The organism is Vibrio splendidus, from assembly GCF_024347615.1.
In the GTDB taxonomy this organism is placed as follows: domain Bacteria; phylum Pseudomonadota; class Gammaproteobacteria; order Enterobacterales; family Vibrionaceae; genus Vibrio; species Vibrio splendidus.
In genome coordinates, this window is the sequence record NZ_AP025509.1 from 1,922,069 (window position 1) to 1,948,324 (window position 26,256).

The 26,256-nt window shown below is 44.5% G+C and carries 27 protein-coding genes and 1 riboswitch; of the genes, 14 read left to right on the plus strand and 13 right to left on the minus strand.

The features are described from left to right. The first annotated feature begins 97 nt into the window (after nucleotides 1-97). Genes phnC through phnE (OCU90_RS25665) form a run of 3 tightly spaced genes read left to right on the plus strand, consistent with a single transcriptional unit; the run spans nucleotide 98 to nucleotide 2,483 of the window. On the plus strand, nucleotides 98-868 hold the full coding sequence (phnC, locus tag OCU90_RS25655; RefSeq protein WP_004732991.1) for a phosphonate ABC transporter ATP-binding protein: 771 nt from the start codon (nucleotides 98-100) through the stop codon (nucleotides 866-868). After that, the gene (phnE, locus tag OCU90_RS25660) at nucleotides 856-1,680 is read left to right on the plus strand and encodes a phosphonate ABC transporter, permease protein PhnE (RefSeq protein ID WP_054541529.1); all 825 of its coding nucleotides are present in this window, start codon (nucleotides 856-858) and stop codon (nucleotides 1,678-1,680) included. Before phnC ends, phnE (OCU90_RS25660) begins: the two co-directional genes overlap by 13 nt. Continuing rightward, nucleotides 1,680-2,483: a phosphonate ABC transporter, permease protein PhnE gene (phnE, locus tag OCU90_RS25665; protein ID WP_004732994.1), complete on the plus strand. Its 804-nt coding sequence runs from the start codon at nucleotides 1,680-1,682 to the stop codon at nucleotides 2,481-2,483. Before phnE (OCU90_RS25660) ends, phnE (OCU90_RS25665) begins: the two co-directional genes overlap by 1 nt. Before the next feature lie 183 nt (nucleotides 2,484-2,666). On the opposite strand, the gene OCU90_RS25670 is transcribed toward phnE (OCU90_RS25665), so the two are convergent. From OCU90_RS25670 to hpf, 3 genes are all read right to left on the minus strand, one after another. Continuing rightward, nucleotides 2,667-3,446: an HAD-IIB family hydrolase gene (locus OCU90_RS25670; RefSeq protein WP_061021483.1), complete on the minus strand. Its 780-nt coding sequence runs from the start codon at nucleotides 3,444-3,446 to the stop codon at nucleotides 2,667-2,669. 109 nt (nucleotides 3,447-3,555) lie between these two features. Beyond that, nucleotides 3,556-3,711, minus strand: a complete 156-nt coding sequence (locus OCU90_RS25675) for a DUF3012 domain-containing protein (RefSeq protein ID WP_017076890.1) — start codon at nucleotides 3,709-3,711, stop codon at nucleotides 3,556-3,558. A 278-nt stretch (nucleotides 3,712-3,989) separates the two neighbouring features. After that, nucleotides 3,990-4,346, minus strand: a complete 357-nt coding sequence (gene hpf, locus OCU90_RS25680) for a ribosome hibernation-promoting factor, HPF/YfiA family (protein ID WP_004733000.1) — start codon at nucleotides 4,344-4,346, stop codon at nucleotides 3,990-3,992. 420 nt (nucleotides 4,347-4,766) lie between these two features. Between hpf and OCU90_RS25685 the strand changes: the two genes are divergently transcribed. The 3 genes from OCU90_RS25685 to OCU90_RS25695 all read left to right on the plus strand — a co-directional run bounded on the left by OCU90_RS25685 (nucleotide 4,767) and on the right by OCU90_RS25695 (nucleotide 8,655). Then, entirely contained in the window at nucleotides 4,767-5,351 is a 585-nt protein-coding gene (locus OCU90_RS25685; protein ID WP_004733002.1) for a hypothetical protein, read from the plus strand. A 411-nt stretch (nucleotides 5,352-5,762) separates the two neighbouring features. After that, entirely contained in the window at nucleotides 5,763-7,193 is a 1,431-nt protein-coding gene (locus OCU90_RS25690) for a YfcC family protein (protein ID WP_004733003.1), read from the plus strand. 221 nt (nucleotides 7,194-7,414) lie between these two features. Continuing rightward, nucleotides 7,415-8,655, plus strand: a protein-coding gene (locus tag OCU90_RS25695) for an IS3 family transposase (RefSeq protein WP_372114074.1) whose coding sequence is annotated in 2 segments (ribosomal slippage) — nucleotides 7,415-7,787 and nucleotides 7,787-8,655 — 1,242 coding nt in all. Because the reading frame shifts where the segments join, the coding sequence is not laid out codon by codon here. Between the two features lie 5 nt (nucleotides 8,656-8,660). On the opposite strand, the gene glgC is transcribed toward OCU90_RS25695, so the two are convergent. Beyond that, a complete protein-coding gene (glgC, locus tag OCU90_RS25700) occupies nucleotides 8,661-9,848 on the minus strand; it encodes a glucose-1-phosphate adenylyltransferase (RefSeq protein ID WP_061025927.1) in 1,188 nt (395 codons plus the stop codon). A 399-nt stretch (nucleotides 9,849-10,247) separates the two neighbouring features. Here glgC and ompW point away from each other — a divergent pair, with 399 nt between their 5' ends. Continuing rightward, nucleotides 10,248-10,889 carry an outer membrane protein OmpW gene (gene ompW / locus OCU90_RS25705; protein WP_061025929.1) on the plus strand — a complete coding sequence of 214 codons (642 nt, stop codon included), beginning with the start codon at nucleotides 10,248-10,250 and terminating at the stop codon, nucleotides 10,887-10,889. A gap of 202 nt (nucleotides 10,890-11,091) precedes the next feature. Continuing rightward, nucleotides 11,092-12,909 carry a choice-of-anchor I family protein gene (locus OCU90_RS25710; protein ID WP_061025931.1) on the plus strand — a complete coding sequence of 606 codons (1,818 nt, stop codon included), beginning with the start codon at nucleotides 11,092-11,094 and terminating at the stop codon, nucleotides 12,907-12,909. 106 nt (nucleotides 12,910-13,015) lie between these two features. On the opposite strand, the gene OCU90_RS25715 is transcribed toward OCU90_RS25710, so the two are convergent. Further along, nucleotides 13,016-13,735 (minus strand): SDR family oxidoreductase, encoded by a 720-nt coding sequence (locus OCU90_RS25715; RefSeq protein ID WP_008216572.1) that lies wholly within the window; start codon nucleotides 13,733-13,735, stop codon nucleotides 13,016-13,018. Nucleotides 13,736-13,945: 210 nt separating this feature from the next. Between OCU90_RS25715 and OCU90_RS25720 the strand changes: the two genes are divergently transcribed. Then, entirely contained in the window at nucleotides 13,946-14,851 is a 906-nt protein-coding gene (locus OCU90_RS25720; protein ID WP_061025933.1) for a LysR family transcriptional regulator, read from the plus strand. 69 nt (nucleotides 14,852-14,920) lie between these two features. Here the strand turns inward: OCU90_RS25720 and OCU90_RS25725 are convergent, their stop codons facing one another. Next, entirely contained in the window at nucleotides 14,921-15,259 is a 339-nt protein-coding gene (locus tag OCU90_RS25725; protein ID WP_004733017.1) for a winged helix-turn-helix transcriptional regulator, read from the minus strand. A 105-nt stretch (nucleotides 15,260-15,364) separates the two neighbouring features. Between OCU90_RS25725 and OCU90_RS25730 the strand changes: the two genes are divergently transcribed. Together OCU90_RS25730 and OCU90_RS25735 are read left to right on the plus strand one after the other, a co-directional pair. Continuing rightward, nucleotides 15,365-16,132 carry an SDR family NAD(P)-dependent oxidoreductase gene (locus OCU90_RS25730; RefSeq protein ID WP_061025935.1) on the plus strand — a complete coding sequence of 256 codons (768 nt, stop codon included), beginning with the start codon at nucleotides 15,365-15,367 and terminating at the stop codon, nucleotides 16,130-16,132. 134 nt (nucleotides 16,133-16,266) lie between these two features. After that, nucleotides 16,267-16,920, plus strand: a complete 654-nt coding sequence (locus OCU90_RS25735) for a cupin domain-containing protein (protein ID WP_061025938.1) — start codon at nucleotides 16,267-16,269, stop codon at nucleotides 16,918-16,920. A gap of 77 nt (nucleotides 16,921-16,997) precedes the next feature. On the opposite strand, the gene OCU90_RS25740 is transcribed toward OCU90_RS25735, so the two are convergent. After that, nucleotides 16,998-17,636 carry an NAD(P)-dependent oxidoreductase gene (locus tag OCU90_RS25740; protein WP_061025939.1) on the minus strand — a complete coding sequence of 213 codons (639 nt, stop codon included), beginning with the start codon at nucleotides 17,634-17,636 and terminating at the stop codon, nucleotides 16,998-17,000. Nucleotides 17,637-17,790: 154 nt separating this feature from the next. Here OCU90_RS25740 and OCU90_RS25745 point away from each other — a divergent pair, with 154 nt between their 5' ends. Beyond that, on the plus strand, nucleotides 17,791-18,687 hold the full coding sequence (locus tag OCU90_RS25745; protein WP_061025942.1) for a LysR family transcriptional regulator: 897 nt from the start codon (nucleotides 17,791-17,793) through the stop codon (nucleotides 18,685-18,687). Between the two features lie 146 nt (nucleotides 18,688-18,833). On the opposite strand, the gene OCU90_RS25750 is transcribed toward OCU90_RS25745, so the two are convergent. Next, a complete protein-coding gene (locus tag OCU90_RS25750; protein WP_061025943.1) occupies nucleotides 18,834-19,682 on the minus strand; it encodes a hypothetical protein in 849 nt (282 codons plus the stop codon). Nucleotides 19,683-20,062: 380 nt separating this feature from the next. Continuing rightward, complete coding sequence (gene ribB / locus OCU90_RS25755) at nucleotides 20,063-20,719, minus strand: 3,4-dihydroxy-2-butanone-4-phosphate synthase (protein WP_004733029.1); 657 nt, start codon at nucleotides 20,717-20,719, stop codon at nucleotides 20,063-20,065. Between the two features lie 349 nt (nucleotides 20,720-21,068). Then, a riboswitch (FMN riboswitch) is annotated at nucleotides 21,069-21,219 on the minus strand. A gap of 386 nt (nucleotides 21,220-21,605) precedes the next feature. On the opposite strand from ribB, the gene OCU90_RS25760 reads away from it, so the two are divergent. Continuing rightward, nucleotides 21,606-22,352: a phosphatase PAP2 family protein gene (locus OCU90_RS25760; protein ID WP_017064917.1), complete on the plus strand. Its 747-nt coding sequence runs from the start codon at nucleotides 21,606-21,608 to the stop codon at nucleotides 22,350-22,352. Nucleotides 22,353-22,405: 53 nt separating this feature from the next. Here OCU90_RS25760 and OCU90_RS25765 read toward each other — a convergent pair whose 3' ends face one another. The 4 genes from OCU90_RS25765 to OCU90_RS25780 all read right to left on the minus strand — a co-directional run bounded on the left by OCU90_RS25765 (nucleotide 22,406) and on the right by OCU90_RS25780 (nucleotide 25,245). Then, on the minus strand, nucleotides 22,406-22,768 hold the full coding sequence (locus OCU90_RS25765; RefSeq protein ID WP_050620040.1) for an MmcQ/YjbR family DNA-binding protein: 363 nt from the start codon (nucleotides 22,766-22,768) through the stop codon (nucleotides 22,406-22,408). A gap of 78 nt (nucleotides 22,769-22,846) precedes the next feature. Next, entirely contained in the window at nucleotides 22,847-23,572 is a 726-nt protein-coding gene (locus tag OCU90_RS25770) for a sulfite exporter TauE/SafE family protein (protein ID WP_017076877.1), read from the minus strand. A 224-nt stretch (nucleotides 23,573-23,796) separates the two neighbouring features. Continuing rightward, the gene (locus tag OCU90_RS25775) at nucleotides 23,797-25,002 is read right to left on the minus strand and encodes an MFS transporter (protein ID WP_061025945.1); all 1,206 of its coding nucleotides are present in this window, start codon (nucleotides 25,000-25,002) and stop codon (nucleotides 23,797-23,799) included. Between the two features lie 15 nt (nucleotides 25,003-25,017). Next, the gene (locus OCU90_RS25780) at nucleotides 25,018-25,245 is read right to left on the minus strand and encodes a hypothetical protein (RefSeq protein ID WP_081090032.1); all 228 of its coding nucleotides are present in this window, start codon (nucleotides 25,243-25,245) and stop codon (nucleotides 25,018-25,020) included. 396 nt (nucleotides 25,246-25,641) lie between these two features. Between OCU90_RS25780 and OCU90_RS25785 the strand changes: the two genes are divergently transcribed. Further along, on the plus strand, nucleotides 25,642-26,256 hold the full coding sequence (locus OCU90_RS25785) for a YitT family protein (RefSeq protein ID WP_029222369.1): 615 nt from the start codon (nucleotides 25,642-25,644) through the stop codon (nucleotides 26,254-26,256).

The window sequence follows — 26,256 nt, forward strand, 5'->3', positions numbered from 1 at the left end:
AAGACTTAGCCCTTTAAAAACACCTACTTCAACTAAATATCTATGCCCTCGCGGGTAGGGCATAGATCATTCGAAAATTCGCACAAGGAAATGCAGTATGGCCGTAGCAAGCTATGAAGGAATAAAGATAAACAACCTTTTCCACGAATACGTGGCAGGCAAGCCAATCCTTAAAGGCATTAATATTGATATCGATGAGCCAGGTATCATCGCGATTATCGGCCCATCCGGTACAGGCAAAAGTACACTTCTGCGCTGTATCAACCGACTCAACGATCCAAGCCAAGGTGAGATCATCTTTGATGGCGCAGACCTGACTCAACTAAAAGGGCAAGCGCTACGCAAACAGCGCCGACATATCGGCATGGTGTTTCAAGAATATAACCTTGTCGAACGTTTAACGGTTATCGAGAACGTGTTGAGTGGCCGTTTGGGTTACATGACCGCTTGGAATGCATGGCGTCGTAACTACTCTGCGCAAGACCTAGCCAAAGCGTTTGAGTTACTTGAATTTGTTGGCCTGCAAGACTTTGCTAACCAACGTGCCGACAGTTTATCGGGCGGCCAAAGACAGCGTGTCGGTATCGCTCGCGCAGTAATGCAAGACCCATATATCTTATTGGCGGATGAACCGACTTCATCACTCGACCCGAAAACCGCGGTTGAGATCATGGAGTTGATGGAGACATTCGCAGAACAGAAAAACATTCCCGTGTTGGTTAACATCCACGATGTGAACTTAGCCAAGCGTTATGCCAAGCGCATCATTGGTATGTGTAATGGCAAAGTGCATTACGATGGCAGCCCTGAAGGTATTTCAGAAGAAGACCTAAAAATCATTTACGGGGGTGAGTCATGGCTGGATTAACCCCAAGTTCATCGCCAAGCGTACCGTCAAACCAGTCGCCAGCGAAGCATGAAAACCCGTTCAAAACCTCATGGACTAACCGAGCAATCATCGCTGCGATAGTTGCTTATCTGTTTTACAGTTTCTCGACGTTAGGACTGACTTTTGATCGTTTGGTGATCGGTTTTGGTGAAAGTGAGCGGTTACTATCAAGAATGTTTCCGCCTGATTTTTCGCGTACTAGCTTACTGCTGAGTGGATTAGCGGAAAGCTTACAAATTGCGATTATCTCGAGCTTCTTTGGCATCGTTATTTCATTGTTTCTGGGCTTGTTAGCTGCGAGAAATATGATGCCTTCAATCGTATCGACGCCAATACGTTGTTTCATCGCACTATGTCGCTCTTTTCACCCGGTGATCATCGCAATCCTATTTGTGAAAGCGGTGGGCTTCGGTGCCCTTGCTGGGATCCTGACTTTGGTCTTCGCATCGATTGGTTTTATTGCCAAGCTTTTTGCAGAAGCGATTGAAGAGATCTCTTTTAAACCGGTTGAAGCGATTAAAGCAACCGGTGCCAGTTTTATCAGCGTCATTTTGTATGCGGTAATGCCTCAAGTATTTACTCGTTTTATTGGCTTTGCTAGCTACCAGTTGGATTCAAATCTACGTAACTCAACCATGGTTGGCATTGTGGGTGCAGGCGGCCTTGGCGGCACGTTATTTTCGGCATTCCAACGCTTTGACTACGACTTTGTCGCCGCTATTTTGATCACCATTATCGCATTGATTCTTGTGGGTGAATTTCTTTCCAACATTGTTAGGAGAATCTTCTAATGACAACTGCATCTATCGATAAAGAGTGGCAGCGTTTTACACCCAACGAACGTGTGGCTCGATTTGCCGTTTACCTGAGCTTAGTGTGTGCGATTGTTTGGTCTTGGCAGACGGTTGAAGTGATTCCTGAGTTCCTATACGACGCGCCAGCGCAGTTTGCTGACATGTTCGAGCGTATGGTGCCAGTGGACTACGCTTTCTATCCTGAATCAATCCACGCAGCGATGATTGAAACACTGCACATTGCGACGTTAGGTACCTTGTTTACCTTGATATTTGCGATTCCATTGGCGTTGTTGAACGCGCCAAATATCACACCTAATAAAGCGCTGAACTGGGTGGCTCAATTCTTTCTGGTGTCTTCACGTTCTGTGAACTCATTGGTTTGGGCTTTGTTGTTTATCGCACTATTTGGCCCCGGTGTTCTCGCAGGCATTATGGCAATTGCCATTCGCAGTATCGGCTTTGTAGGGAAGCTGTTAGCGGAAGCGATTGCCGAAGTGAACATGGGGCCTATCGAAGCTCTGCGCGCAACCGGCGCTTCTTGGATGAGCATCTTGCTTAAAGGGTATTGGCCACAAGTGATGCCCGCATTCTATTCCATCGTATTGTTCCGTTGGGACATCAATGTGCGTGAATCTGCGGTATTGGGGTTAGTGGGCGCTGGTGGTATTGGCGTGGTGCTAAACGATGCGCAGAACCTTTTTGAGTGGCAAAAAGTTTCGATGGTATTAGTGAGTATCTTCGCAGTGGTTATCGTTGCAGAAGCAGTGGTGATCCACATCCGTAACAAACTCATATAAACATATGGTGCAATGCAGCGTGTTTTGTGTTTTGTGTGATGTGTCAAAGTTAAGAGCTTATCTAGCATTTTGAAGCTCAAACGACCCTAGGTACTTCGGTCTACCTAGCGGTCGTTTTTTTATGTCTATTGAGTGACCTAAGACCTTGTTAGAAGTAGAAGGGCGTGATTCGTTTTTAAGTGTCTAGCTTTTAACTGCCAGCAGCGCATCCACAAATTCTGCAAACCCATAGCCACCCGGCTGCGACATTACCTTACTTGGATGATGATCTAACTTATCCCAATAATGCTTAATGTTTGCCACGCCAACGGTGAGTGGTAGTGATTCGAACATCTGTTGATCGTTCATTGAATCGCCGACATAGCAGGCTTGATTGTGGATTTGCTCAAGCGATAAGCCTTTATTAGTAAGGAAACGGTGCACAGCGTTTTTCTTTGAGTGTTCGCCATACCAAGCATTGATATGAATCGAACTTGCCGTCGCGTGTGCGCCTAAAGCGTGTATTCTTTCGAGTACCGCTTGAACAGTTTCAGGATCAACAGGCTTACGGTTTTGGCCGATATCAATCGCGACCTCACACAAGCGGTAAGATTGATCCAAAGTTAGCGATAGGTCGGGGTAACTCAACAAGATCGCTTCAACTTCTTGTTTTAGCTTAGCTTGGTTCTTACGCACTTGTTCTAGCGGTGTTTCAGATGAGAGTTGTAATGCACCATCTTGCTTCTCTAGTAAGAAGGCGCCGTTCTCTCCAAGCACGGCATCGACAGGCCAAAGCTGCGCAATATGGTCACACCAACCAGCACAGGCTCCCGTTACAGCGACCACTTTGATTCCATTGTCTCTCAGCTTTTGTAACGCAATCAGGGTTTCTGGAGGGAGTGAGCCTTGCCAAGTGAGCGTGTCATCGACGTCGGTTAATACCCAGTTGATGTGTTGCCAGTCATTACCTAGTTGGTGTTCCATCCTCAAACTCACTTATTCGGGTTTATTGTGTTGCGTGGAGTGCTCTGTTCGTCGTTAAACGTTTTTCACTCAGTGCTACTAAGTGTCGTTAATTAACGCTTAACCGTGTTTAGAAAACACAATGTTTAGCAAAATCACCGGCTTCATTGGCAGTCCAGTCGCCTTTCGGCTTTTCTTTCATATCTGTACACCAAGCTTCACTGCCCACTTCTGTACAAGCCATCAGTTGAGTCGATAGAAATAGAATTAGCGCGATTTTTTTCATAATAAACATTCCTTTATTCTCTAAATTTCTGCTTATAACTGTACCAAATACGACTAGAGATTGTTATAGCAGCCAGTGACATAAGTTTGCTAAAAACGATATAGAGTTGGACTTGGTTCGAAGATGAGAAGTGAAGGGGTTAGGCCATCGCGATAGTCAAAATCAAAGTAATAGATTGATAAAGAGATTGAGGGGGGATCGAAAAAGCCAGCAACATGTGCTGGCTTTGAAATTCTTGTGCGCTTCTATTCGTTAGTTCGCTTTAACTACTTATCGAGTTATACCAGTTTCATCTCTTGGATGATGTCCGAAGCGATTTCTGGCTTCGTGCTCGTTGGTTTCTCGTGTAGGTCTGCTTTCAATTGTCCCTTACGGTTACTTAGGCCTGCTTCAAGTTTCTTGAGTGCTGCAGCGATAGCTGGGTACATAACATCGTCTGTAGATTTTGCTGTTACTCGTACACCTTCGTAGTTGGTGAATACTTCTACCTGATGTTGACCGTGTTCTTTAGTAATGATGATGTCGCAACTGATCAGTGATGGGAAATGGTTCGATATCTTCTCGAATTTACTTTCGATGTCTTTGCGTGACTCGTCGTTAATTGATACGTGATGTGTTTGAACATTTATTTTCATAAATCATACCTTTCCAATGACTGTGTCATTTAAACGTAGCAAACATCGGTGAGTTTAACCAACTGCGAAATAGCACATGTGTGATTCACTTCAGTGTTATCAAATAATCTCCCATTACTCCCTTGAAAGTCCGATGAACTGGTCGCATATTATGTTTCGTGAATTTCAAACGTGTTTAAAAATCCCTCACCTTTGAAGTATTACTCCAATTCACTCTTTCAACTTAGTTTTTATCGCCCTAATCACGCATCACTCCAAATACTTATTCTAGTCTGCTTTTATAAATCCACATCCATTTTAGTGAACAAAACGTACTTGCTCTGTCGATATCACAATTACTGATATAAAGAACAATGAGATATTGAGATGAGTTTTAGTACGGGATACTCTAACAGCTATCTTCTATTTGGATCCGTTATCATGAAAATGCCTGTTAAATTCGCTGCATTTGCAGCTTCCCTTTCTTTCGCTTTCAATGCCTTTGCTGCCCCTGTTGAATTTCAGAAGATCCCTGAGATCATGCAGCAGTTTGAAACTGCAGAACTGTACGTTAAGAAGTCGGTCACTCTAGGCCGTTTGCCAGCAAAGTCTGAAATTGGCATTGATTTCCCTACCTATGTTTCAGACGGTGAGGGCGGTTACAGCATCGAGACAAATAACGTAATGACAGATTCTGTTGTTATCGCAAGCATGCCGAAAGCGATTGTGGATGATGTTTTCAACCAATGGCTAGTTCCTAAAGAGACATGGATCAGCAGCTACGGATCTTTGCCAACCTCGACCACTGAATTTAAGCCCTTTAAGCGTATTAAAACCATTAAAGCGATTAAGATCGATGCTGAAATGCTTGAGCTGTTAGGCAGTGAAGATGGCAACACGGCGATGATCAAAGTGAGCTGGGATGAGAAGGGAATGAAGGTCTATAAGGATGGTTACTTAGCGGACTATGAGTACGGGATTGCCCCTCATGAGATGCAAGAAAACTATGAGCTAGCGCCTAAGTAATTCAGTCAATGTAAGAAAAACGCCCAGTTTTTGCTAGGCGCTTTTTTTAAGTCCACCAAAACATGACGAAACTCACACTTTTCTGACAATTTACCGCTCGTTGTGTTAGCATGCGCGGCTTGTCTTTGTAATTGATAAAAAACATATTACTCAGCGGATTTCTTTGTTTATCTGCCCGTAATGACCTCATTCAGTTTGGCCTGACTTGGCTGAACATCTGCATTTTGCTCGGACGCAAAGAGAGTAGTACTCACTACTTCACTATGTACATTTGAGAGCACCATCTATCAAAGGCCTTTTTGAAACAGCCTAAATTAGCGCGAGCTTAGTTCTGCGTGAAGGGTTTCGTTTTTCCAAAAATCCCTCTCGGCAGCTAAGTACTCCTTAGTTGCTGACAAGTAAGGAGTCTATATGACGACTACGGTATCTACGTCCGTACCTACATCTCAAGCTGGTAACACAGCTCCGATAGAGAAAGAAGTAAACCACCCGTTTCTCTCTTTGGTTATCATGGTGATTGTTGCTGCAATCGCAACTTACTTCATCCCAGCTGGTGAGTTTGAACGAGTGGTTATGAATGGCCGCACGGTTATCGACCCAGACAGTTACACACTATTAGCCAGTAACCCAACAACATTAGCCTCTTTTTTCGAATCATTTTTTAAAGGCTTCAAATCCGCTTCTGGTGTGATGGGTGTTGTGGTATTTGTGGGTGGTGCTTTCGGCATTATCAAACACATGGGTTTGTTAGACGCATCCGTCGTTGCGCTAACCACTAAGCTAAAGAAGCAAGGCTTGTACGTGATTGCACCTGTGATCATGACTGCGATCTTCTTCAACGTCACCTTCACCGGTATGCGTGAGCTTGATGTGATTTTTATCTCTTTGATGATCCCTATCTGTATCAAACTTGGCTATGACGCGATAACGGCACTTGGTGTTGTTTTACTGGCAAGTTGTGCTGGTTTTGCAGCTGCGCTAGCTAACCCATTCTTCACAGGTATCGCACACACTATTGCTGAACTGCCTATGTATTCAGGCATGTGGTACCGCTTTATTGTGGGCATGTTCATGTTGTTAACGGGTGCTTGGTATGTACTTAACTACGCGCGTAAAGTTAAGCAGGATCCAACCAAAGGTTTGTTGCATGGTACGGGTTACCACTACGAATCTAGCGTTGAAGCGAAAACACTGACTACTCGTGAAAAGCTTGCGGGCATCGCGTTCTTGGGCGTATTCGCATACATGATTTTCGGCACGTTGACGATGGGGTTCGGCTTTACCGAGATTGCGGGTGCATTTGTGGCGATGGCGATCATTCCGGGTTTGGTTGCCGGTTTATCTCCGAACAAGATTTGTGAATATTGGACCAAAGGTGTCAGCGATGTATTGGTTGCTGTGCTGATCATCTTTTTCGCTCGCTCAGTGTTGACCATTATGGAAGACGCGAAGATTGTTGATTCTATTATCTTCTATCTTGCACAGATCATTTCTGGTAGCTCTAAACTTGTGGCAGCAGCAGGGATCTACTTCTCGCAGGCTGCGATCAACCTGTTCATTCCGTCTGGCAGTGGCCAAGCTGTGATCACAATGCCAATCATCATTCCATTGGCAGATATTGGTCAAGTGACTCGCCAAGTAGCAGCTCTGGCCTCTCAATTGGGTGATGGTATTTCTAATTATATTTACCCAACCAACGGTGGCTTGTTAGCGGTATTGGCTATTGCAAAAGTACCTTACACCAAGTGGGTTCGTTTCTTCTTACCGCTGTTCTTGTTCTGGTCAGTGGGCGCTTTGATTTCCGTTGTGATTGCTCAAATGATTGAGCTAGGGCCTTTCTAAGGATTTCTGTTTAATCGAATGCATGGACAGTTAGGGTTTAACTGAGGACGTGTGAATGAATAAGAAGGCAGCGAATTCGCTGCCTTTTTTCGTTTAAAGAAAAGCTATTACAATGACCAAGATTACTCTTCAAATTGGTAAGAAGAGGGCACCACAATGACGCCTTTTTTCGATATATGAATGTCCCGTCCTGAAATGTGTTTACACATTGAGGACTAATGATGACCATTCCAAATAAACACTACGTTAAGCGCACTCAGCGTGATTACACACTAGGCTTTAAATTGCAGGTTGTAGACGCCATCGAAAAAGGCGACATGACCTATAAACAAGCCCAATCAATTTACGGCATACAAGGTCGTTCGACTGTTCTTACTTGGTTAAGAAAGCATGGCAAAATGGATTGGACTACCAACCCAAGGAAGAACACGATGCCTAAATCACCGAGAGCGAATGAAACGCCTGCCCAAAAAATAAAACGACTTGAACAAGAGCTCGAAGATGAACGTCTCAGATGCCTTCTTCTCAATAGGGTTGTTGATATTCTTGATGCTGAGCACGGGATGTCGCTAAGAAAAAAGTATATAGCGAAGGAGCAAGAAGCCTTCAAAAAGAGAAGAAAGTAAGCTTAAGTAAAGCTTGTTCATTGCTCAATATATCTCGTCAGTGTGTCTATCAGAGAGAAAAGCGTGAGACCACTCGTCAGGCTGAGCTTGCTCCTGTGAAAGGGATGGTGCTTGAGCTAAGACGATTCATGCCTCGGCTGGGAGCTCGTAAGCTCTATTTCTTACTGAAGCCGAAGTTGATAGCTAAGGGAATAAAACTTGGCCGTGATGCTTTGTTTAATTACCTCAGAGAAGAGCGCTTACTCGTTAAGCCGAAACGAAGTTACACCAAAACAACGAACAGCAGACACTGGATGAAAAAACATCCGAACTTGCTAAAAGAAGTCGTTCCGTCAAAACCAGAAGAAGTTCTGGTGAGCGACATCACTTATGTTCAGTCAAACGAGGGCGTTCACTACTTGTCATTGGTTACCGATGCCTTCAGCCGTAAAATCATGGGGTATGAAGTTAGCAATGAAATGAAAGCGAGCGATGTTGTGAAGGCTTTAGATATGACGGTAAAAACTCGATGTTATTGTCATGCGACAATCCATCACTCAGATAGAGGGCTTCAGTATTGCTCAAACCTCTATCAAGAGAAACTTAAAAAGCATGGTATAACTCCATCAATGACGGATGGTTATGACTGTTACCAAAACGCGTTAGCTGAGCGGGTCAATGGTATCCTCAAGCAAGAGTTCTTGCTTACTCAGTGCAAAGATCTTCGCGAGTTGAAAACACTTGTTGAAGAGTCAATATATACGTACAACGAAATGAGGCCACATCTCAGCCTAGGTATGAATACGCCAAATAAGATGCATGAAAAAAGCCAGCAACTTGCGTTACTGGCTAACTAAAATCGTCAACGTATTTTAGGACGAGACAGAAAGCGTTTAGCGTCGGCAAGCCTATCAATGCCGATTTGGGTTCCATCTGGCACTTTTACGTTTTTATCGATGATGCAGTTCTGAATGTGGCAGTTTCGCCCAATCTCGACGTCTTCAAACAGAATACTATCAATCACAATCGCGGCATTGCTGACTTTGACCTTAGGGAAGAAGATAGAGTTTTGCGCTGAACCCCCTTCAATCACCACTCCATTCGCGATCATCGAGTTGATGAATATCCCTTGGTTTCCTTCTACAGAAGCAATGGTTCGCGCAGGTGGAAGTTGCGGATCATAGGTGCGAATCGCCCAATCTGGTTGGTATAAATCGATAGGCGAGGCCGGTTTCAACAGATCCATATTGGATTGGTAGTAAGAATCGATAGTACCAACATCTCTCCAGTACGCATCTTGGGTTACACGACCTTCCTCATCCCCAAATTTATATGCGTAAACACGGTTGTTGCCGACCAACTTAGGAATGATGTCTTTACCAAAATCGTGGCTTGAGTTCGGGTCTTCGGCATCCGCCAGTAGCGCTTGTGTTAACACCTCTTTATCAAAAACGTAAATACCCATTGAAGCCATGCTTCGAGTCGGCCTACCGGGTACACATGCTGGGTAACGTGGCTTTTCGGTAAAGTTATTGATCTCGAGAGATTCGTCTATCTCCATCACACCAAACTCTTTGGCTTCATCAATTGAAACTTCCATGCACGCCACGGTTAAGTCGGCCTCGTTCGTTTTGTGCTGCTTGAGCATTGGCGCGTAATCCATGCGATAGATATGGTCGCCTGATAACACCACCACATGCTTAGCTTCACTACGAGAAAGTAGATACAAGTTTTGATAAATCGCATCGGCAGTACCGCTGTACCAGCTATCACCCGTTCGCATTTGTGGGGGAACATTGGTGATGTATTCGCCGAGCTCGGGGTTAAGTACCGACCAACCATCCCTTAAATGTTTTTGCAAAGAGTGAGACTTGTACTGAGTCAGTACCAGAATTTGGCGAAGCCCAGAATGCAGGCAGTTCGCGAGAGTGAAATCGATGATTCGATATTTGCCACCAAAGGGCACCGCAGGTTTTGCACGGTTATCGGTGAGGGGAGAAAGCCGAGAGCCAACACCGCCGGCCAGAACGATTGTTAGAGTGTCTTGCATGGTCAGAACCTCAATGTATTTATGATTATGAACATAGACTTGCAAGCACTAAGCCAAATGTAACTCATTGAATATTAAACGAGGTGAGGCTGATTCTTGTAGACCTGCACCAAATTGATGCGTACGAGATGTTGGCTTGCTCTATTTTGATCCGAAGAGATCTGGGCAAAGTGAGGGGGTGAATTAACAAGATGACGCACGGGAAAGTTGCATTACAAAACTGTCAATAAAATGAAGGAATAAAGTGATCGGGTCGATATAAATTTACATAAATAATCACAACTTTTCACAAATTGATTTCCATCAATAAAGTGGGGTTATTATATGCTACCTTGCACGCAAAATAAGAAATGATTACTCATTCACCAATAAAAATTAAGCCCTCAAAAGGAAATTATAATGAAAAAAACAGTATGTGGTATTGCGGTTATTGCGGCTCTTATGTCAACCAATGTTCTTGCTCATAAAGAAGGTGATTTCATCATCCGTGCAGGTGCAGCAACGGTATCTCCAAACGACAGCAGCGGCGCAGTGCTTAACAATCCAGACCTAGAGTTTTCAGTAGATTCAGATACTCAACTAGGCCTTACTTTCGGCTACATGTTCACTGACAACATCAGCTTTGAAGTACTAGCGGCGAGCCCTTTCTCTCACAGTATTTCTGTTAATGGCCTAGGTAAAGTTGCTGACACCAAGCACCTTCCACCAACGTTTATGGTTCAGTACTACTTCGGTCAAGCGAACAGCGACTTCCGTCCTTACGTAGGCGCTGGTATTAACTACACGGTATTTTTCGATGAAGAACTTAATGGCACTGGTAAAGATGCTGGCTTGAGCGACTTGTCTCTTGATGACTCTTGGGGTCTAGCTGCAAACATTGGTATGGATTACATGATCAATGAAGATTGGTTCTTAAATGCATCGGTTTGGTACGCAGATATCGGAACAACAGCAACATACAAGACTGCGACAGATACATTCAAAACTGACGTTGATATCGACCCATGGGTATTCATGATCGGTGGTGGTTACAACTTCTAATCTCCCTATTCAGTTTACTAAAGGCGCTCAAGCATCAGCCAGCTTGGGCGCTTTTTTTTTGCTTATTTGTTAATAAGGTGCTCACCTTAGCTTCTGTTGTTATGAGTAAAAGAAACCTATTGTCGTCATTTATTGTTAATAAAAGAGAAAGATAACTGTCATAACAGCCCTCTATGATCGCGATTCAAATTATGGAGGATATATGAATCGTAAATTTAATAAGCTGACATTATTACTGCCTATCGCGGTAAGTTCTGCTCTAGTAGGCTGTTCTCAATCAACGTCAACATCACCAACGGTTGCTACGCCATCTCAAACGTCACTTGATGCTTTTAGCCTTCAATGTAAATCCATCGAGCAGCCAAGCGCTTCCAATGCTGAGGTAACCGGAATCAGTCTGGTTGGTCGTGCTATTGCCGATGCCCCGTTTGATACCTCAGCAGCCGAAATCGTCAGCTACGATTCATGTACCGACAAGCTTTATGTTGTGAACGCTCAAGCTCAGAAGGTTGATGTGTTATCAATGAACTCGGCTAGCGAACCAACATCTTCGGGTTCGATTAATCTTCAATCAGCGTCTGCAGCTGCTGGTATTGATATTGGTGCAGCGAATAGTGTGTCTACTCATCAAGGATTAGTTGCTGTCGCGATTGAAAATGCTGACAAGCAACAAAACGGCATCATTGCACTTTATCGTTCAGACACGTTAGAGCTGATCACTACTTATACGGCTGGTGCATTACCGGACATGGTGAGCTTCTCGAAAGATGGTCGCTATATTGCCTCTGCAAATGAAGGTGAGCCGAATGCGGATTACAGCATTGACCCTGAAGGTTCAGTAACGCTGGTGGATTTAACCAATGGCCCTTTGCAAGCAAAAGTCACGCAGATCGATTTCAAGGCGTTCAATCAAGGTCAGCCTCGCCATGCAGAGCTGACTGACAAGGTTCGAATCTCTGCGCCGAATGCAACCGTTGCTCAAGATATTGAACCGGAATATCTAACGTTTGCGGATAACGGAAAACTCTACGTTGCCCTTCAAGAGAATAACGCATTGGCAGCCATTGATGTGGCGAGTGCACAAGTGGATGCGATTCTTGGGCTAGGCGGGAAACCTTGGGATAACGCTAAGTTAGATGCGTCAAACAAAGACAAAAACATCGGTAATCTCCAAAGCTACGCAATGTTAGAAGGCCTTTACATGCCAGACAGCATCACTAGCTACAGCGTTGATGGTAATACCTACATTGTGACTGCGAATGAAGGTGATGGTCGTGAGTATGGCATCAAAACCACGCAAGAAATGTGTGACGAGAAAGGTTTTGAGTGGGATGGTGATGACTATAAAGGCACCGAAAACTACACAACAGAAAAAGACTTTTGTATCGCTTATGTCGATGAAGTGCGTGGCAAGAAGTTAGACGTTGATGCTAACCACCCATTGGCTGGTGCATTGAAAGACAATAATCAATTGGCTCGCCTTAAGGTGATTAAGCCACAAGGGACACTTGCCGCCGACCAAAAGGTTCAAGCATTCGGTAGCCGCTCATTCTCTATCTGGGATGAGTCGGGTGAGTTAGTGTTTGATAGTGGCGATGATTTTGCTCGAATCGTACTTGAGCAAGATCCTGCAAACTTCAACAGCACCAATGATAACAACCAAAGTGGTGACGATCGCAGTGATGATAAAGGGATTGAACCTGAAGCCATCGAAGTGGCTGAGATCAACGGCAAGCACTATGCCTTTATTGGACTTGAGCGCCAAGGTGGCATCATGGTTTACGACGTAACGCAGCCTAAGAGTACAAGTTTCATCAGCTATCTAAACAACCGCGACTTTACTCAGCTAGTGTGCACCAAGGTTGATGAAGACGGTGATTGCGACAACGATACTTACAACTCGAAAGCGGGTGACTTAGGTCCAGAGTCAATCAAGTATTTCACTCGCTCTGGTAACCACTTTATCGCGGTCGGCAATGAAGTGAGCGGCAGCACATCAGTTTACCGCGTTGAGTTTTAATCACGGTTACTGCTTGTAGCTAGACTTAATAAAAACAAAAGCGCCACTACTGAATAAGTAGTGGCGCTTTTTAGTTCATCGCTTGTTTAGTAACGATAGCAAAGGCCTATGGCTGTTGCTTAGTTGGTGCTAGAGCAATCTCACGGATACATACGTTCTGTGGTTGTTGGTAAGCGAATGATACTGCGCGAGCAATATCGTCAGCTGCCAATACGCCGCCCATGTCTTCTTTCCAAGAATCGTAACCGTCTTTGATCTCTTGAGATGTTGTGTGAGACAGAAGTTCAGTCTCTACAGCACCCGGTGCGATAGTGGTAACACGAACATTTGAAGCAGCAACTTCTTCACGAACGTTCTCAGAAATAGCGTGTACTGCGAATTTAGTACCACAGTAAGCAGCATGGCTTGGGAAAGTTTTCTTACCCGCGATAGAGCTGATGTTGATGATAGTGCCTGTATTGCGTTCCATCATCGGAGCAAGTACAGATTGCATGCCGTTTAGAAGACCAATTACGTTCACGTCGAACATTGTCTTCCACTCTTGTGCGTCTTGAGTATCGATTTGACCAAGAAGCATCGCGCCAGCGTTGTTGATAAGTGCATCGACAGGACCAAACTTCTCTTCACCTTGTGCGATAGCTGCATCAAAAGATGCTTTGTCTGTTACGTCTACTTTCACAGATAGAGAGTTTGGTAGATTCAGCGCTTCAAGACGATCAATACGACGAGCTAAAAGTAGCAGAGGGTGACCTTCATCGCTTAGACGACGAGCGATTGCTTCACCAATACCAGAGCTTGCACCTGTAATTACGATTAGCTTTTTCATTTTATTTCCTCTGTATTTTTATTGCGTCGGTTGGCTACGACGTGTTGTTTAAGTGCATTCGAATCAAGTGCTTGTTGCCTTGCTTCGTTGCGATGGAGGTATATTAAGGAAAATAGCATTGTTGATATATAGCGCTTTACTTGAAACACTGTTGCTGTGGTGCAACAATAAAGGCGTCTATCTCATAACTTCATTAGTAAGCTGGCGACTATGCTCAATCAAATTAACCTGTCTGATATTCGCTCTTTCGTGCTTATCGCTCGTTTAGGTAATTTCACCAAAGCGGCTGAGGAGTTGGATGTGTCTCGTTCCCACGTATCACGCCAAGTGAGTAGCCTAGAAAAGCAGATGGGTGTGACACTGTTTATCCGCACCACTCGAACCTTGAGGCTGACTCACGCGGGGCAAGATCTGTACGCGAGATGTGAGCAAGCCCTCGATAACATAGACCAAGCGCTGATTGCTGCGGTTGATGATGTCGAAGAAGTACGTGGCGACATAAAAGTAAACTGTGTTGGCGGTTATCTGGGCGAGGTGATCATCGCGGATCTGGTCAATGAGTTCATGCAACTCTACCCAGACATCAGCATCAGTCTTGATTTCAGTAGTAACCGAGTCGACTTGATTGAAGACGCGTTTGATATCGCTTTTCGTATGGGGAGTCTTGAAGATGCGGGCTTTATCGCTAGAAAGCTATTGGATATTGAAATGGGAACACTCGCGAGCCCTGAGTATTTCGCTCGTAAAGGAAAGCCAAGTCATCCTAAAGATCTGATCCATCATGACTGCTTAACGGGATCGGTGCGTAAGTGGAGCTTTCAAGCGCTAGACGACACTAAGAAAACGGTCGATGTGCATGTGACGGGCAGACTGCAATGTAAAAATGGGCGAGTGTTGGTGCAGGGCGCGAAGTCGGGCAACGGAATTATTCGTGTTCCAACCATCTATTGCTTACAAGAACTGAACGACGGGCAATTGCTGCAAGTGTTTGAAGAATGGGTGGTGCCTAAGGTCGACTTTTCAGCGATCTACCATCGAGACCGCTATCAACCAAGCCGAATTCGAACCTTCATTGAATTTGTAAAAGGTCGCTTTGAGCAAATGCCAGTGAGCTAAGTGTGTTTGCTGTCTCCCGTCTCCTTCTTTTGTCTTCCGTTTTTTGACAATAGTTGGACTGGCTTGAACTTACATCTCGTCGATTTCGTTTTGTAGGTTTTCCAGCTGGTCTAGAATCAACAAAAACTTCTCGCCGAACGGAGTCACTTGGTATTCAACTCTTGGTGGCAGTTCGTTGAACATTTGCTTATCTAAAATCCCAAATTCTACATTTCGCTTCAAACATTCATTCAATACCTTGGTCGATAACCCTTCGACCGAGCGCACCATTTCACCAGGGCGATTAATGCCATTTGCGAGCAATTGGTAGACCGTTAGCGACCATTTACAGCCGTAGATGGTTTCTACCATGCGAGCTGAGCGCTCTGGTGCTGATTTTCTTGAAAAAAAGTTTTCCTGATTTTTCATAAAGATGTACCAATAAGTACCTACCTAACCGATTTGTACTTACTATTCATAGTGTTAGTTCAAGGCCTAAGATTACCACGTTCACATGACTTAGGAGATAACAAAATGAACTTCACTAAAAATGGTATTGCAGTAGTAATCGGTGGCACGAGCGGTATGGGCTTTGAAACAGCGAAGCAGTTAGTCGCTCAAAACATCCATGTGTTGGTTGTCGGCAATAACCCAACTAAGTTAGATAAAGCGGTGTCAGAACTTCAATCACTAGGCCACGCTTCTGGTTGGCAAGCTAACCTTTATGATGATGCGAGTGTGTCTCGCCTTATTGCGCATTTAGAGTCGCTCGAAGAAGGTATTGGTTACCTTGTTAATGCTGCAGGTTACTTCAACCCTAAAGCGTTTATTGAGCACCAAGAATCTGATTACGAGCAATACATGCAGCTTAATAAAGCAACCTTCTTCATCACTCAAGCGATAAGTAAATTGATGATCAAGAACGGCGGTGGCAGTGTGGTTAACGTTGGTTCTATGTGGGGTAAGCAAGCAATCAAAGCGACGCCATCTTCTGCCTATTCAATGGCTAAAGCTGGCCTGCACGCATTAACACAACACATGGCAATGGAACTGGCTGAGCATAACATTCGTGTGAATGCGGTTTCCCCGGCTGTGGTTAAAACACCGATTTACGAATCTTTCATCAAACCTGAAGATGTGGATCAAGCGTTAGAAGGTTTCAACGCATTCCATCCGATTGGTCGAGTTGGTTTGCCGAAAGACATCGCCAATAGCATCTCTTTCTTACTGTCAGACAGTGCTGATTGGGTCACGGGTGCAATCTGGGATGTTGATGGCGGTGTGATCGCTGGCCGCAATTAATTAGGCTTCTTTTCAGGAGGCTGTCGCGTAGGCAAATAGCAGCGAGATGGCCTCCTTGATGAGTATTCGCGTAGAATAGAAACGAGAAAGACAACAATAATAATTAAAACGATAACAAGAGTAAGGTCGCCATTATGTTCAACATGGACTTTTCAAAGAGACTGGTTATAGAAACCGAGACATTAGATTGGATCGCGAGCCCTGCCAAAGGGGTATGGCGTAAGCCGCTAGAAAGAGAAGATAAAGAGTCGGGCCACACAACCAGTGTTGTGAAGTACGATCCTGAATCTTCGTTTTCTGAGCACCCGCACCCACAAGGCGAAGAAATCTTCGTGTTAGACGGTGTGTTCTCAGATGAAACTGGAGATTTCCCTGCCGGTACTTATATCCGTAATCCCCCGGGCAGTGCGCATTCTCCATCAAGCAAAAATGGCTGCATGATCTTGGTGAAGCTCAACCAGTTTGATGCGAGAGACTTAACTCAAGTGCGCATTAATACTCTAGAAACGGAATGGCTTCCGGGCATCGGTGGCTTACAAGTGATGCCGCTGCATGGTTTTGAGCACGAAAATGTGGCCTTGGTGAAATGGCCCGTTGGTGAGCGCTTTCAGCCACACCGTCATTTTGGTGGTGAAGAGATCTTTGTGTTGTCAGGCACTTTTAAAGATGAACATGGCGTGTATCCAAAACACACATGGATGCGCAGCCCGCATATGAGCGAGCATTTCCCTTATGTGGAAGAAGAGACGGTTATCCTAGTGAAAACGGGGCACCTGCCATTGGATTAAAGGAATGCTCAATATAAAGATGAGAAAGCCGCATTGTTTTGAACAAGCGGCTTTTTTAGTTTTTATATATGAGCTGACTAGTACGCGACACCAATACGTTGGCGTGGGAACTTGCCAGCTTCTAGTTCATCAATCATCGCGATAGCGTAGTCGCTGACGGATATTTTGCTGTTGCCATCTTCGTCAGTGAGCAGTTGATCACCACCTGTGCGGTAGGTTGATAGCTTATCGCCCGGGAAGATTTCCGCAGCAGGGCTAACGAATGTCCAGTTAACCTTGTCATTAGATTGTTTGAACACTTCAAGCGCTTCACCCTGTGCTAGCGCTTCGTTTTTGTAGTCCGCAGGGAAGTCAGGAACGGTAACTAACGGTACGTTTGGCGCCACTTCTAATGAGCCTGCACCTCCTACCCAAAGTAGACGTTCGATGCCAATGCTTGGCAATGTATCAAGCAGCTTAGCAGCTGTGTTTTTTACGATGTCGTGATTGCCTAGAGCACGTCCACCAATCGAAGCAATTACCGCATCAACGCCGGAGAAAGCGGTCGCTAGACTTGCCGCTTCATCTTGTAAATCAAATGAACGAACTTCAACATCGTTGATTTCTACGCGGCTTGCATCTCTTACGACAGCAACAATTTCGTGTCCGCGAGATTGAGCTTCTTGAGCGATGTGACTACCAATCCAACCTGATGCGCCTAATACTGCAATTTTCATAATGTCTCTCCAATTATCTAATTTATTGAGTCTGTTTCTCGACAGCCATTGCAGTCTAATAGCTCACTAGGTTGCGATAAATATCGTAAAATGATGTAGATTGTATCTATACAGTTATCTAATAAGCTTGGTTAAGTCGGTAAGGGAGAGTGTGATGGACAGGTTGACGGCGATGCGTAGCTTTGTTGAAGTCGCAAATTGCGCCAGTTTTACTCAAGCAGCAGAGCATTTGGACATGAGCCGTTTACAGGTTTCACGGCATGTTCAAGAGATCGAAGGGTGGTTAAAACAAAGGCTATTACACAGAACGACTCGTAAGGTAAGTTTGACGACAGCAGGGGAGATTGCGCTACAACGTTGTGAGAAAATACTCCATGAAACGGCGGAGCTAGAAGTCACTGCACTTAATCAAACCGATGCTCTTTCAGGTGTGATTCGCATAGCTGCACCCATTGGTTTGACTCAGCACATGTTGTTGGATGTGGTTGAACAATTCACGGAGCTTCATCCTAATATCACGGTAGAGCTATTTGCTTCTGACCATTTTGCTCAGCTGGTGGATGATAGAATCGATATTGCGTTGCGCTATACCGATCAACCTGACGATAGTTTGATTGCTCGAAAGCTAATGGAAATCGATTCGGTGGTGTGTGCCTCACAAGGCTACCTAGACAAACACGGTGAACCTGAAACGGTTGAAGCGCTTAGACAACACAATTGTTTTCGTCATTTGAGTGTCTCTAAGTGGGATTTTGTTAAGGATAACCAACATTATTCGGTTGAGGTGTCGGGGACTATTAAGGCCAACGATGTTGGGGTGTTAGCTCGCGCCGCACAGCATGGCAAAGGGGTTGTTCGATTACCTTGTGATTTAGCGAATCCGTTGATTGCAGAAGGGAAGTTGAAACGAATTTTGGATGATTTCGTTTCACCGAGTAGTGTGCTTTGGGCGGTGTATTTGTCTCGCAGTTATCAGCTGCCTGTTGTTCGTCAGTTCATTGATTTTGCAGCAGAAGCTTGGTCTAGCGATATCAAATCTGGAGACGTTTAAGCTTACATCGCTCATAACTTGTCTCGTCCTAAAATAAAACCAAATAAATTTAAAAGCCCATAAATACAAAAATCCGATATCAAAGGTGATATCGGATTTGAACTCAATAATTCAGAGTTCCAGCACGCTCTCCTCTCACGAAGTCTTTACATGTAATGATGTACGGATAATCGGGTGTTTATCGCCTTATCGTTGATGCTAGGTAAAGGCTGATACAAGCTTTTGGTAATGTCTGATAATACTTGGTCGTAGACTTGCGATACCACAGTAGAGATATCACTGGTTAACTCGTACATGCTATCTGCTGGTTGGGTCGCTTCAGTGCTTGATGCGATCTCGGTAAGTGCATGCATCGCACGTGTACAAATGGGTGACCCACTGCTGATAGGGCAGATAATCGATAATTGGTTGAGTTTGCGGTGTGTCTGAGATGCGTAGAATTTGAATCTCGCATACTCCTCAGGCTTCTCCATATCAGGTATGCACATTCTCAGCTTGGTCAAGATCTCCATGCAGTCTAAGATCTGTTGCCAATTCATGTGGTATTCACTACTCATGTCTTCTCGCTCAGACTGGATCAGCCAGGTGATCATCACTTCATCCATCAAGAACATGCTGTGGCGAATTGTTTTGCCATGAATCGATTGGTTACGCACCAAGCTGCGGTTTTGCCAGTCGCTGTGCATGGCAATGAGCTTAAGGTGATAGATGCGATACATAGGGCGACTATCAAACGACACATGGGATTGAAGCAATTCAGACACCTCAAGTATGTTGTCGTAAATCTTATTCACTTTACGAATCGAGTCGCTAGACAATTTATACGCCAGAGCGTAATGCGTTGCAGCGCGATGTTTACGTGATAACAACAATAGTTCTCTGAGTAGAACTAAGGTTTCAAACCTATGTGATAGCGCCGTTTGTCTCTTTTTGGAAAAATGAAATAGGGCAGCAAGTACTGCTATGGATAAACCAACTGAAATAATTACAAACATATTTAACTCCTAATATGTGCATACCTACTTAGTGGTAGTGCAGACACCGTGCCAAAATATATAATTGTTATTTTTCAGTAGTTTATGTTTTTCTCTATTTATGGGTGTTCAATAATGGTGCATGACTTCACCATTCGAGTGAATTTTTCTCATATTTTGCAGGATTTTTTGAGAGGTTACGCTTTTCTTGTGATTAGGCTGGGGAGGTTTCGATAGGTAGGGACACTTCGGCGATCAATCTCTAGCTCGTCTCAAAATACGGAAATTAAAAAGGCCTAATTCTTTAATGCTATTAACTAGAAACAGCATTAAAGAATTAGGCCTTTCAATATTTATTAGCGATCCAATTATCGCCAGCGCTGGACACTGACGATTAAGCGTTATGCAAGCTTAAGGTCGAACTCAGTGCGGTACATAACCATATCTTCAATGGTCAGTACTGGCATGTTGTGCATTTTACCGAAAGCAACGATCTCTGGCGCTTTTGCCATCGTGCCATCTGGGTTTGTTACTTCACACAGTACACCGGCAGATTGAAGACCAGCCATTTGCATAAGATCCACTGTACCTTCTGTGTGGCCGCGACGAGCAAGTACACCACCTTTACGAGCACGCAATGGGAATACGTGGCCAGGGCGAGCAAGGTCAGTAGGCTTAGCTGTTGGATTTGCAGCTGTCTTGATCGTTGTTACACGGTCAGCGGCAGAAACACCTGTTGTTACACCAACTTTCGCTTCGATAGTTACGGTAAACGCAGTTTGGTTTGCGCTGTTGTTATCAACAACCATAGGTGGAAGTTCAAGTTGGTTCGCTTGCTCGTCAGTTAGACACAGACACACAATGCCGCTGCATTCGCGGATCATAAGCGCCATTTGAGCATTCGTCAGGTGTTCTACTGAGTAGATGATGTCGCCTTCGTTCTCACGATCTTCATCGTCAAGTAGAAGTACGCCACGACCTTCGCGTAGAGCTTGCAGTGCGTTTTCAACGCGAGTGATTGGTTCGCCAAATTCGGCAAGTAGTGAAGACTGATTCATGGTTAAACTCCTAAAATATCACCAGAATCAGGGCTGTATGAGGGATCTCAACCGAGCACAACAAAGCCTACTCATTACAAGTAACTTGTACCAATCGTAGTAAACAACTGGTCATTCTAGCTAGTTAAAACCCTTGATAACGGCGTTAGAATTTTTGACTGTAGAATAACTACTTATCGAAAAATTTTGCCTTGTTCTCAAGCGTTTTTCCTGCGCTATCTCTGATCATTTATTTACTGTGATTGGTATTAGCTCATTATGGTTTTATCCAAAACGAAATGCACCCGCCTAAGTTGGAGGTACGAACCCAACTGACGCGGGTACGCTTTTCCAACTTAAACGAGTGTGTTTTCATTCTCTCTCATCCGGACTATGACCGTCGGCTCTGGCATCTCACCAGATCTGCTGACCTCGACGAATCGAGCGCTCGCGGGCTTATCTTTAGATTTTGCTAAGGACATACCGCCGGTGGGGAATTTCGCCCCGCCCTGAGAATAAAAATTAATAATCTGTTTTGCTTTTGAAAGCAGACCAGATGGTAATCCTTTCAATAGTGGATTTAAAGGACTGACAGCAAAGTTTTTAAGATTCTGGCCTTATAATCCGGTAAGTGTTCACTTTATCAGCAGAACGCGTCCGGTAGTCTATTAGTGGGATGATGCCTTTGTCTCGTCTGGTTTCAGTGATTTTTGCTATCTCTATGAACATAAATGGATGTTGAACATTATTGGTGCTGGCGTGGCTGTTCACCGAATCAATACTCAAGAGGTCCATTAATCGAATATTGTTACACCATGACGGCTGACTGACCGTTTTGACATAAAATTGATATTGACGATGCTAAGCTGCGATAGCATCCGACCACTTTATCTAAAAGATCTTAGCCATGACTTCTCTGTTCTCTAACAAATCCAAAGGCTTATTACTGCTCGTTCTAAGTTTGTATTCCCTCATACCCTTTTTGATCTTTGGATCTGACTTCGACCTTGGAAGTGCTGTTTTGCCTTTCTATGGAGCCTTCATAACGTTTGTGACTTACTCTGCGGGCAATCAAGGATTCTTGGTAACGCTAGCGATTTTGTCTTTAGTATTGTTCACGATGAAGTTTTCCAAAGCTAAGTTAGTCAGTCTTTGTCTGCAGCTCGGCTTGTTGTTGGTGCTTAGCTTTGCAGCGAAAACCTTCTTAAAGCATTCCACTGAGAGCCCTCGTCCTTATTCTGAGTATTTGGTGACGCAGGAAGTGGTTGATATGCCGGAAGTGTTTTACGAATTACCATTGGTTGAAAAGAATGCTGCGATTGAGTCTGTACAAGATAAGGTGAGCGAGTGGCGAACGCGTCACTGGTTGGGTGAAACTGACTACTCTTTCCCATCTGGACATATGATTTTCGTCGGTGTGTGTTTGGCGTTCTTTGGTGGTCTTCTCCTAGAGGCGAAACGCTTTTATCTAGTCGGCGGTTTACTGGTTTGGGCTGGTGGTGTCGCCTATAGCCGTGTTTGGCTTGGCATGCATCGACCAGAAGACTTAGCCGGATCTATTGCCTTTGCGGGTTTGATCTATTTATTGGTGCCGCTTATCTCAGAGCAAAAAATAGAACGCTATTTACCTGCATTTTTGAAACAGACTTCTTAGGGATCCGTCCTCACTGCAAAAGAAGGGCTCAGATTAGCAGTACGTAATAAACGCTACTGATTGAGCCCTAGCTCTGCTTGCTTCTTTTTGGTTAGACCTAAGGACACAATTCGGTGTGACTCAGTGAGGTAGTATCTCAGCTCCTCATCCCTTTCTGATGTGCTTTCAAAAAGCTGAATCCATTTCATACCACGCGAAGCAAAGTAAGGAGCAGGTTTATAACCGGGTTCCTCTTTCAGAAAGTCGAAGTTCTGATCGGACGCCTTGAAGATAAACGCAGGCTCATCTTTCGGTCCCCAACCACCAATCGCAAACACCTTGCCACCCACTTTCCAAACGTGCGAGTTATTCCACTGCATCACATAACTGGTTGCAGGCAGCGACTCGCAGAATGCATTGAATTCGTCGTAGGTCATAGAGCGTCCTTTTATCTATTGGGTGTTTGATCTGTGTTGGTTTTCTAAGATGTCTTTTCCGGTCTTTATCGCCAATAACTAGCCAGCTAAACCCTGCCAGATTGCCGTAAAGCCACTGAGAGAACATAGCAGTAATGAACCAATGCGTATCTTCTCTTTAGGAATGCTTTGTGTCGTCATTAACGCCACTTTGTAACCCAACCAAGCAGCAGGCAGCAAAGGTATAGTGATGATCAAATGGTGCATCGTGAAGAAGCCAATTGGGATCTGTACAACCAATGAAATGATCGAACTAAACACGAAAAACGCAGAAAGGTTACCACGAAGCTGATTGGCATCTTGGTGTTGGAGTAGCAGTGCCATCGGTGGACCACCAATACCAGAACTGGTGCCAAAGAACCCAGAGAAGAACCCTGCAATACCCATCTTGATTGGGGTTGGTTCGAGTCTGAATGGCAGTAGGCTAACAATCACGGCAAATACCACCAATAAGCCTAACCATAATGACAACACGCTCGTTGAAACCATCACCAACAATGCTCCGCCTGCCAGTGAGCCCGGAATGCGGCCCAGCAATGCGATTTTTAACCCGCCAATAGAAATGTTTGCACGGTGTTTAAAGGCGTTGAATAAAGAGATAAACAGGCCAACCAAGCAGATAGGCGCAGGTACATAGTCTGGTGAGACCAAAAACAGCAGTGGGGCTGCAACAATGGCCAAACCAAAGCCGATTGCGGTTTGCACAAATGAGCCAGCAAAAATGAGTGCCATTGCGATAAGGACAGTCTGATCTATGTATTCCATAAGCCTGCGGATTAGTTTTAAAGGAGCGAGTGGATACTATAAATTAAAACGAAAAGGATAGTCTTATTATTCAGTGAGGTTTATGCAAATATCGACCGTTTTAATTGGTGAAATAGTGACTAACAAAAAAGCGAGTGAGTATATCAGGATGCTTCCTTTCAATACTCACTCGCTTTATTGGAACGACTTGTTGTTTACGCTAGTGGGGGAGTCAGCGTTAAACGTTAAGCCATTGCCAATTTCAGTCGCTCAATCGGCTTGTCATTGATTGGTAAATGGATAAGCGCTGCCGCAAATGCAAGTACTACGGTTGACCACCAGATTGGCTCGTAAGAACCGTAGTAATCGTAAATACGACCGCCAACCCAAGCGCCTAAGAAGCTACCCACTTGGTGAGTAAAGAACACCAAACCGTACAACGTCGACAGGTAACGAGCACCAAAGATCTGGCGAACTAAACCAGACGTTAGCGGAACTGTACCTAACCAGCAGAAACCAATCGCCGCACCGAAGATAGCCGCGGTTGACTCAGTCACAGGCAAAGTGACAAAAGCTCCGATAACCACGGTACGCACTAAGTACAGTGCCGACATTACATGACGCTTGCTGAACTTATCGCCCATCACACCCCAGAAGTAAGATCCGAAGATGTTGAAGATGCCAACGTAAGCCAGTGCCATTGCTGCGCTGCTCGCGGGTAGGTTTTTGTCGGCTAAGTAACTCGGTAAGTGCGTCGCAATGAACATCACGTGGAAGCCACACACGAAGAAGCCCGCGTGAATTAACCAGTAACTTTTGTTCGCAAACGCCTCAGACAGCGCTTCTTTTAGTGTCTGGTTGTCTTCTACTTGTTTATTGGCTGTCGATCTCGGCGCTCGCATAAACAGCGCAAAAGAGATCATGAAACAACAAAGTACGCCAAAGACTTGCATCGCACTCTGCCAGTCAAATTCGTTCAACATGTATTGCGCGCCCGGAATTACCGCGAACATACCAAATGAACCTGCTGCTGTGGTTAAACCAAATGCCTTAGCTGCGTGCTCTGCAGGTACTACTTTTGCTACGGCACCTAATACGATCACATAGCTCGTCGCACTTAATCCAAGGCCAACGAGCGCGCCTAGTGAAACGTAAAGCATGCTTGATTCGGTAGAAATAGAGGTAAGAAGTAAACCCAAACCGTAAGCACATGCGCCAGCGATAATGATGCGCCTTGCTCCCCATTTGTCAGCAGCCATACCAACAAAAGGTTGGAACACGCCAAACAATAGGTTTTGTAGCGCAATCGCAAAGCTGAAAAACTCGCGACCTGTACCGAAATGTTCTGAAATTGGCATCATGAAAATGCCGAATGATTGTCTGATCCCTAGACTGATAATAAGTGTGCCTATCCCAAGCCATACCAGTAAAGGAAAACGGAAAATGCTCATTCTAATACTCTTAAATTAATGGTGGTGATGTGAGTGGTCTTGCGCTGACATGTGTTGGTCAGTCATCTCATGGTGATGTTCGTGCTCAGAATGATCATGCGCTGATTGCTGGTGGCAGCCACTGCTCACGGCATGCTGAGCCAAGAGATCAATCAATGGCTGACTGTGATGCACAATAACCAAACTAATGACGAGAAATAGCGTCATTCTGGCCAGTTGGGCAAAAAGAGATTGTGAAAACATAAGGTGTTTACATGCGCTCAATGTTGTAAGAAGTCGCGCATCATAATGACGAGTGAGGTATGTATCAAATGACCATTTGTGATTAAGTCTATGCGTTTTATGCATAGATTTATGCGTCGTTAGAATTAGGGCAAAACGTGACCAATAAATAGGAAAACTCGAAGTTTGCTGGTTAATAGATAGAAGTATGTAATTAAGAATGAAAGTTCAAATGCAAGATTGTAACTGTCTGTTTAATTGAAGATTTCACAAAACTGTAAAAACTAATATACAAACTAATCACTAATCAACATTGGCCATTCACTCGACTTATCTGTCAAACATCGTAAATTTGGGCATAAATCGTTTCAAAACTACTGAAATGCGATGTTAAAAGATTCAGGGAGAGTCATTCACATGGATAAAGATCATAACCTTCGCGAAAATTTACTGGCACTGCTCTTAGGTAGCGCACTGGTTTCACTCGGCGTTATCTTTTTCAACCAAGTCGGTTTGCTCACCGGAGGCACGGCTGGTCTAGCGATCTTCATTACCAAAGTAACAGACTTAAGCTTTGGCCAAGTGTTCTTCGCACTTAACTTACCTTTCTATATTTTGTCGGTTGCTCGTATGGGCTGGCGCTTCACCATCAATACCTTTATCGCTGTTTCGATTGTTTCGTTCGCTGTGGATCACTTGTATCACGTGATTCAGATTGCCGAAATACATGCATTGTATGCAGCGTTAATTGGTGGTGGCTTGATTGGTACCGGCATGTTGGTGATTTTCCGTCATAAGATGAGCTTAGGTGGCTTCAACATTCTGGCGTTGTTCTTACAAGAACGTTTTGGGATTCGAGCAGGTAAGGTTCAGATGGCACTAGACTGCACGATTGTTGTGCTTTCTCTGTTCATTGTTGATGTGTCATTGGTTCTCCTGTCTGTGCTTGGTGCGATAGTCACCAACTTGATTCTAGCAATGAATCATAAACCTGGGCGCTATCAACCTGTGGTAAAAGCGGAAGCAGCATAG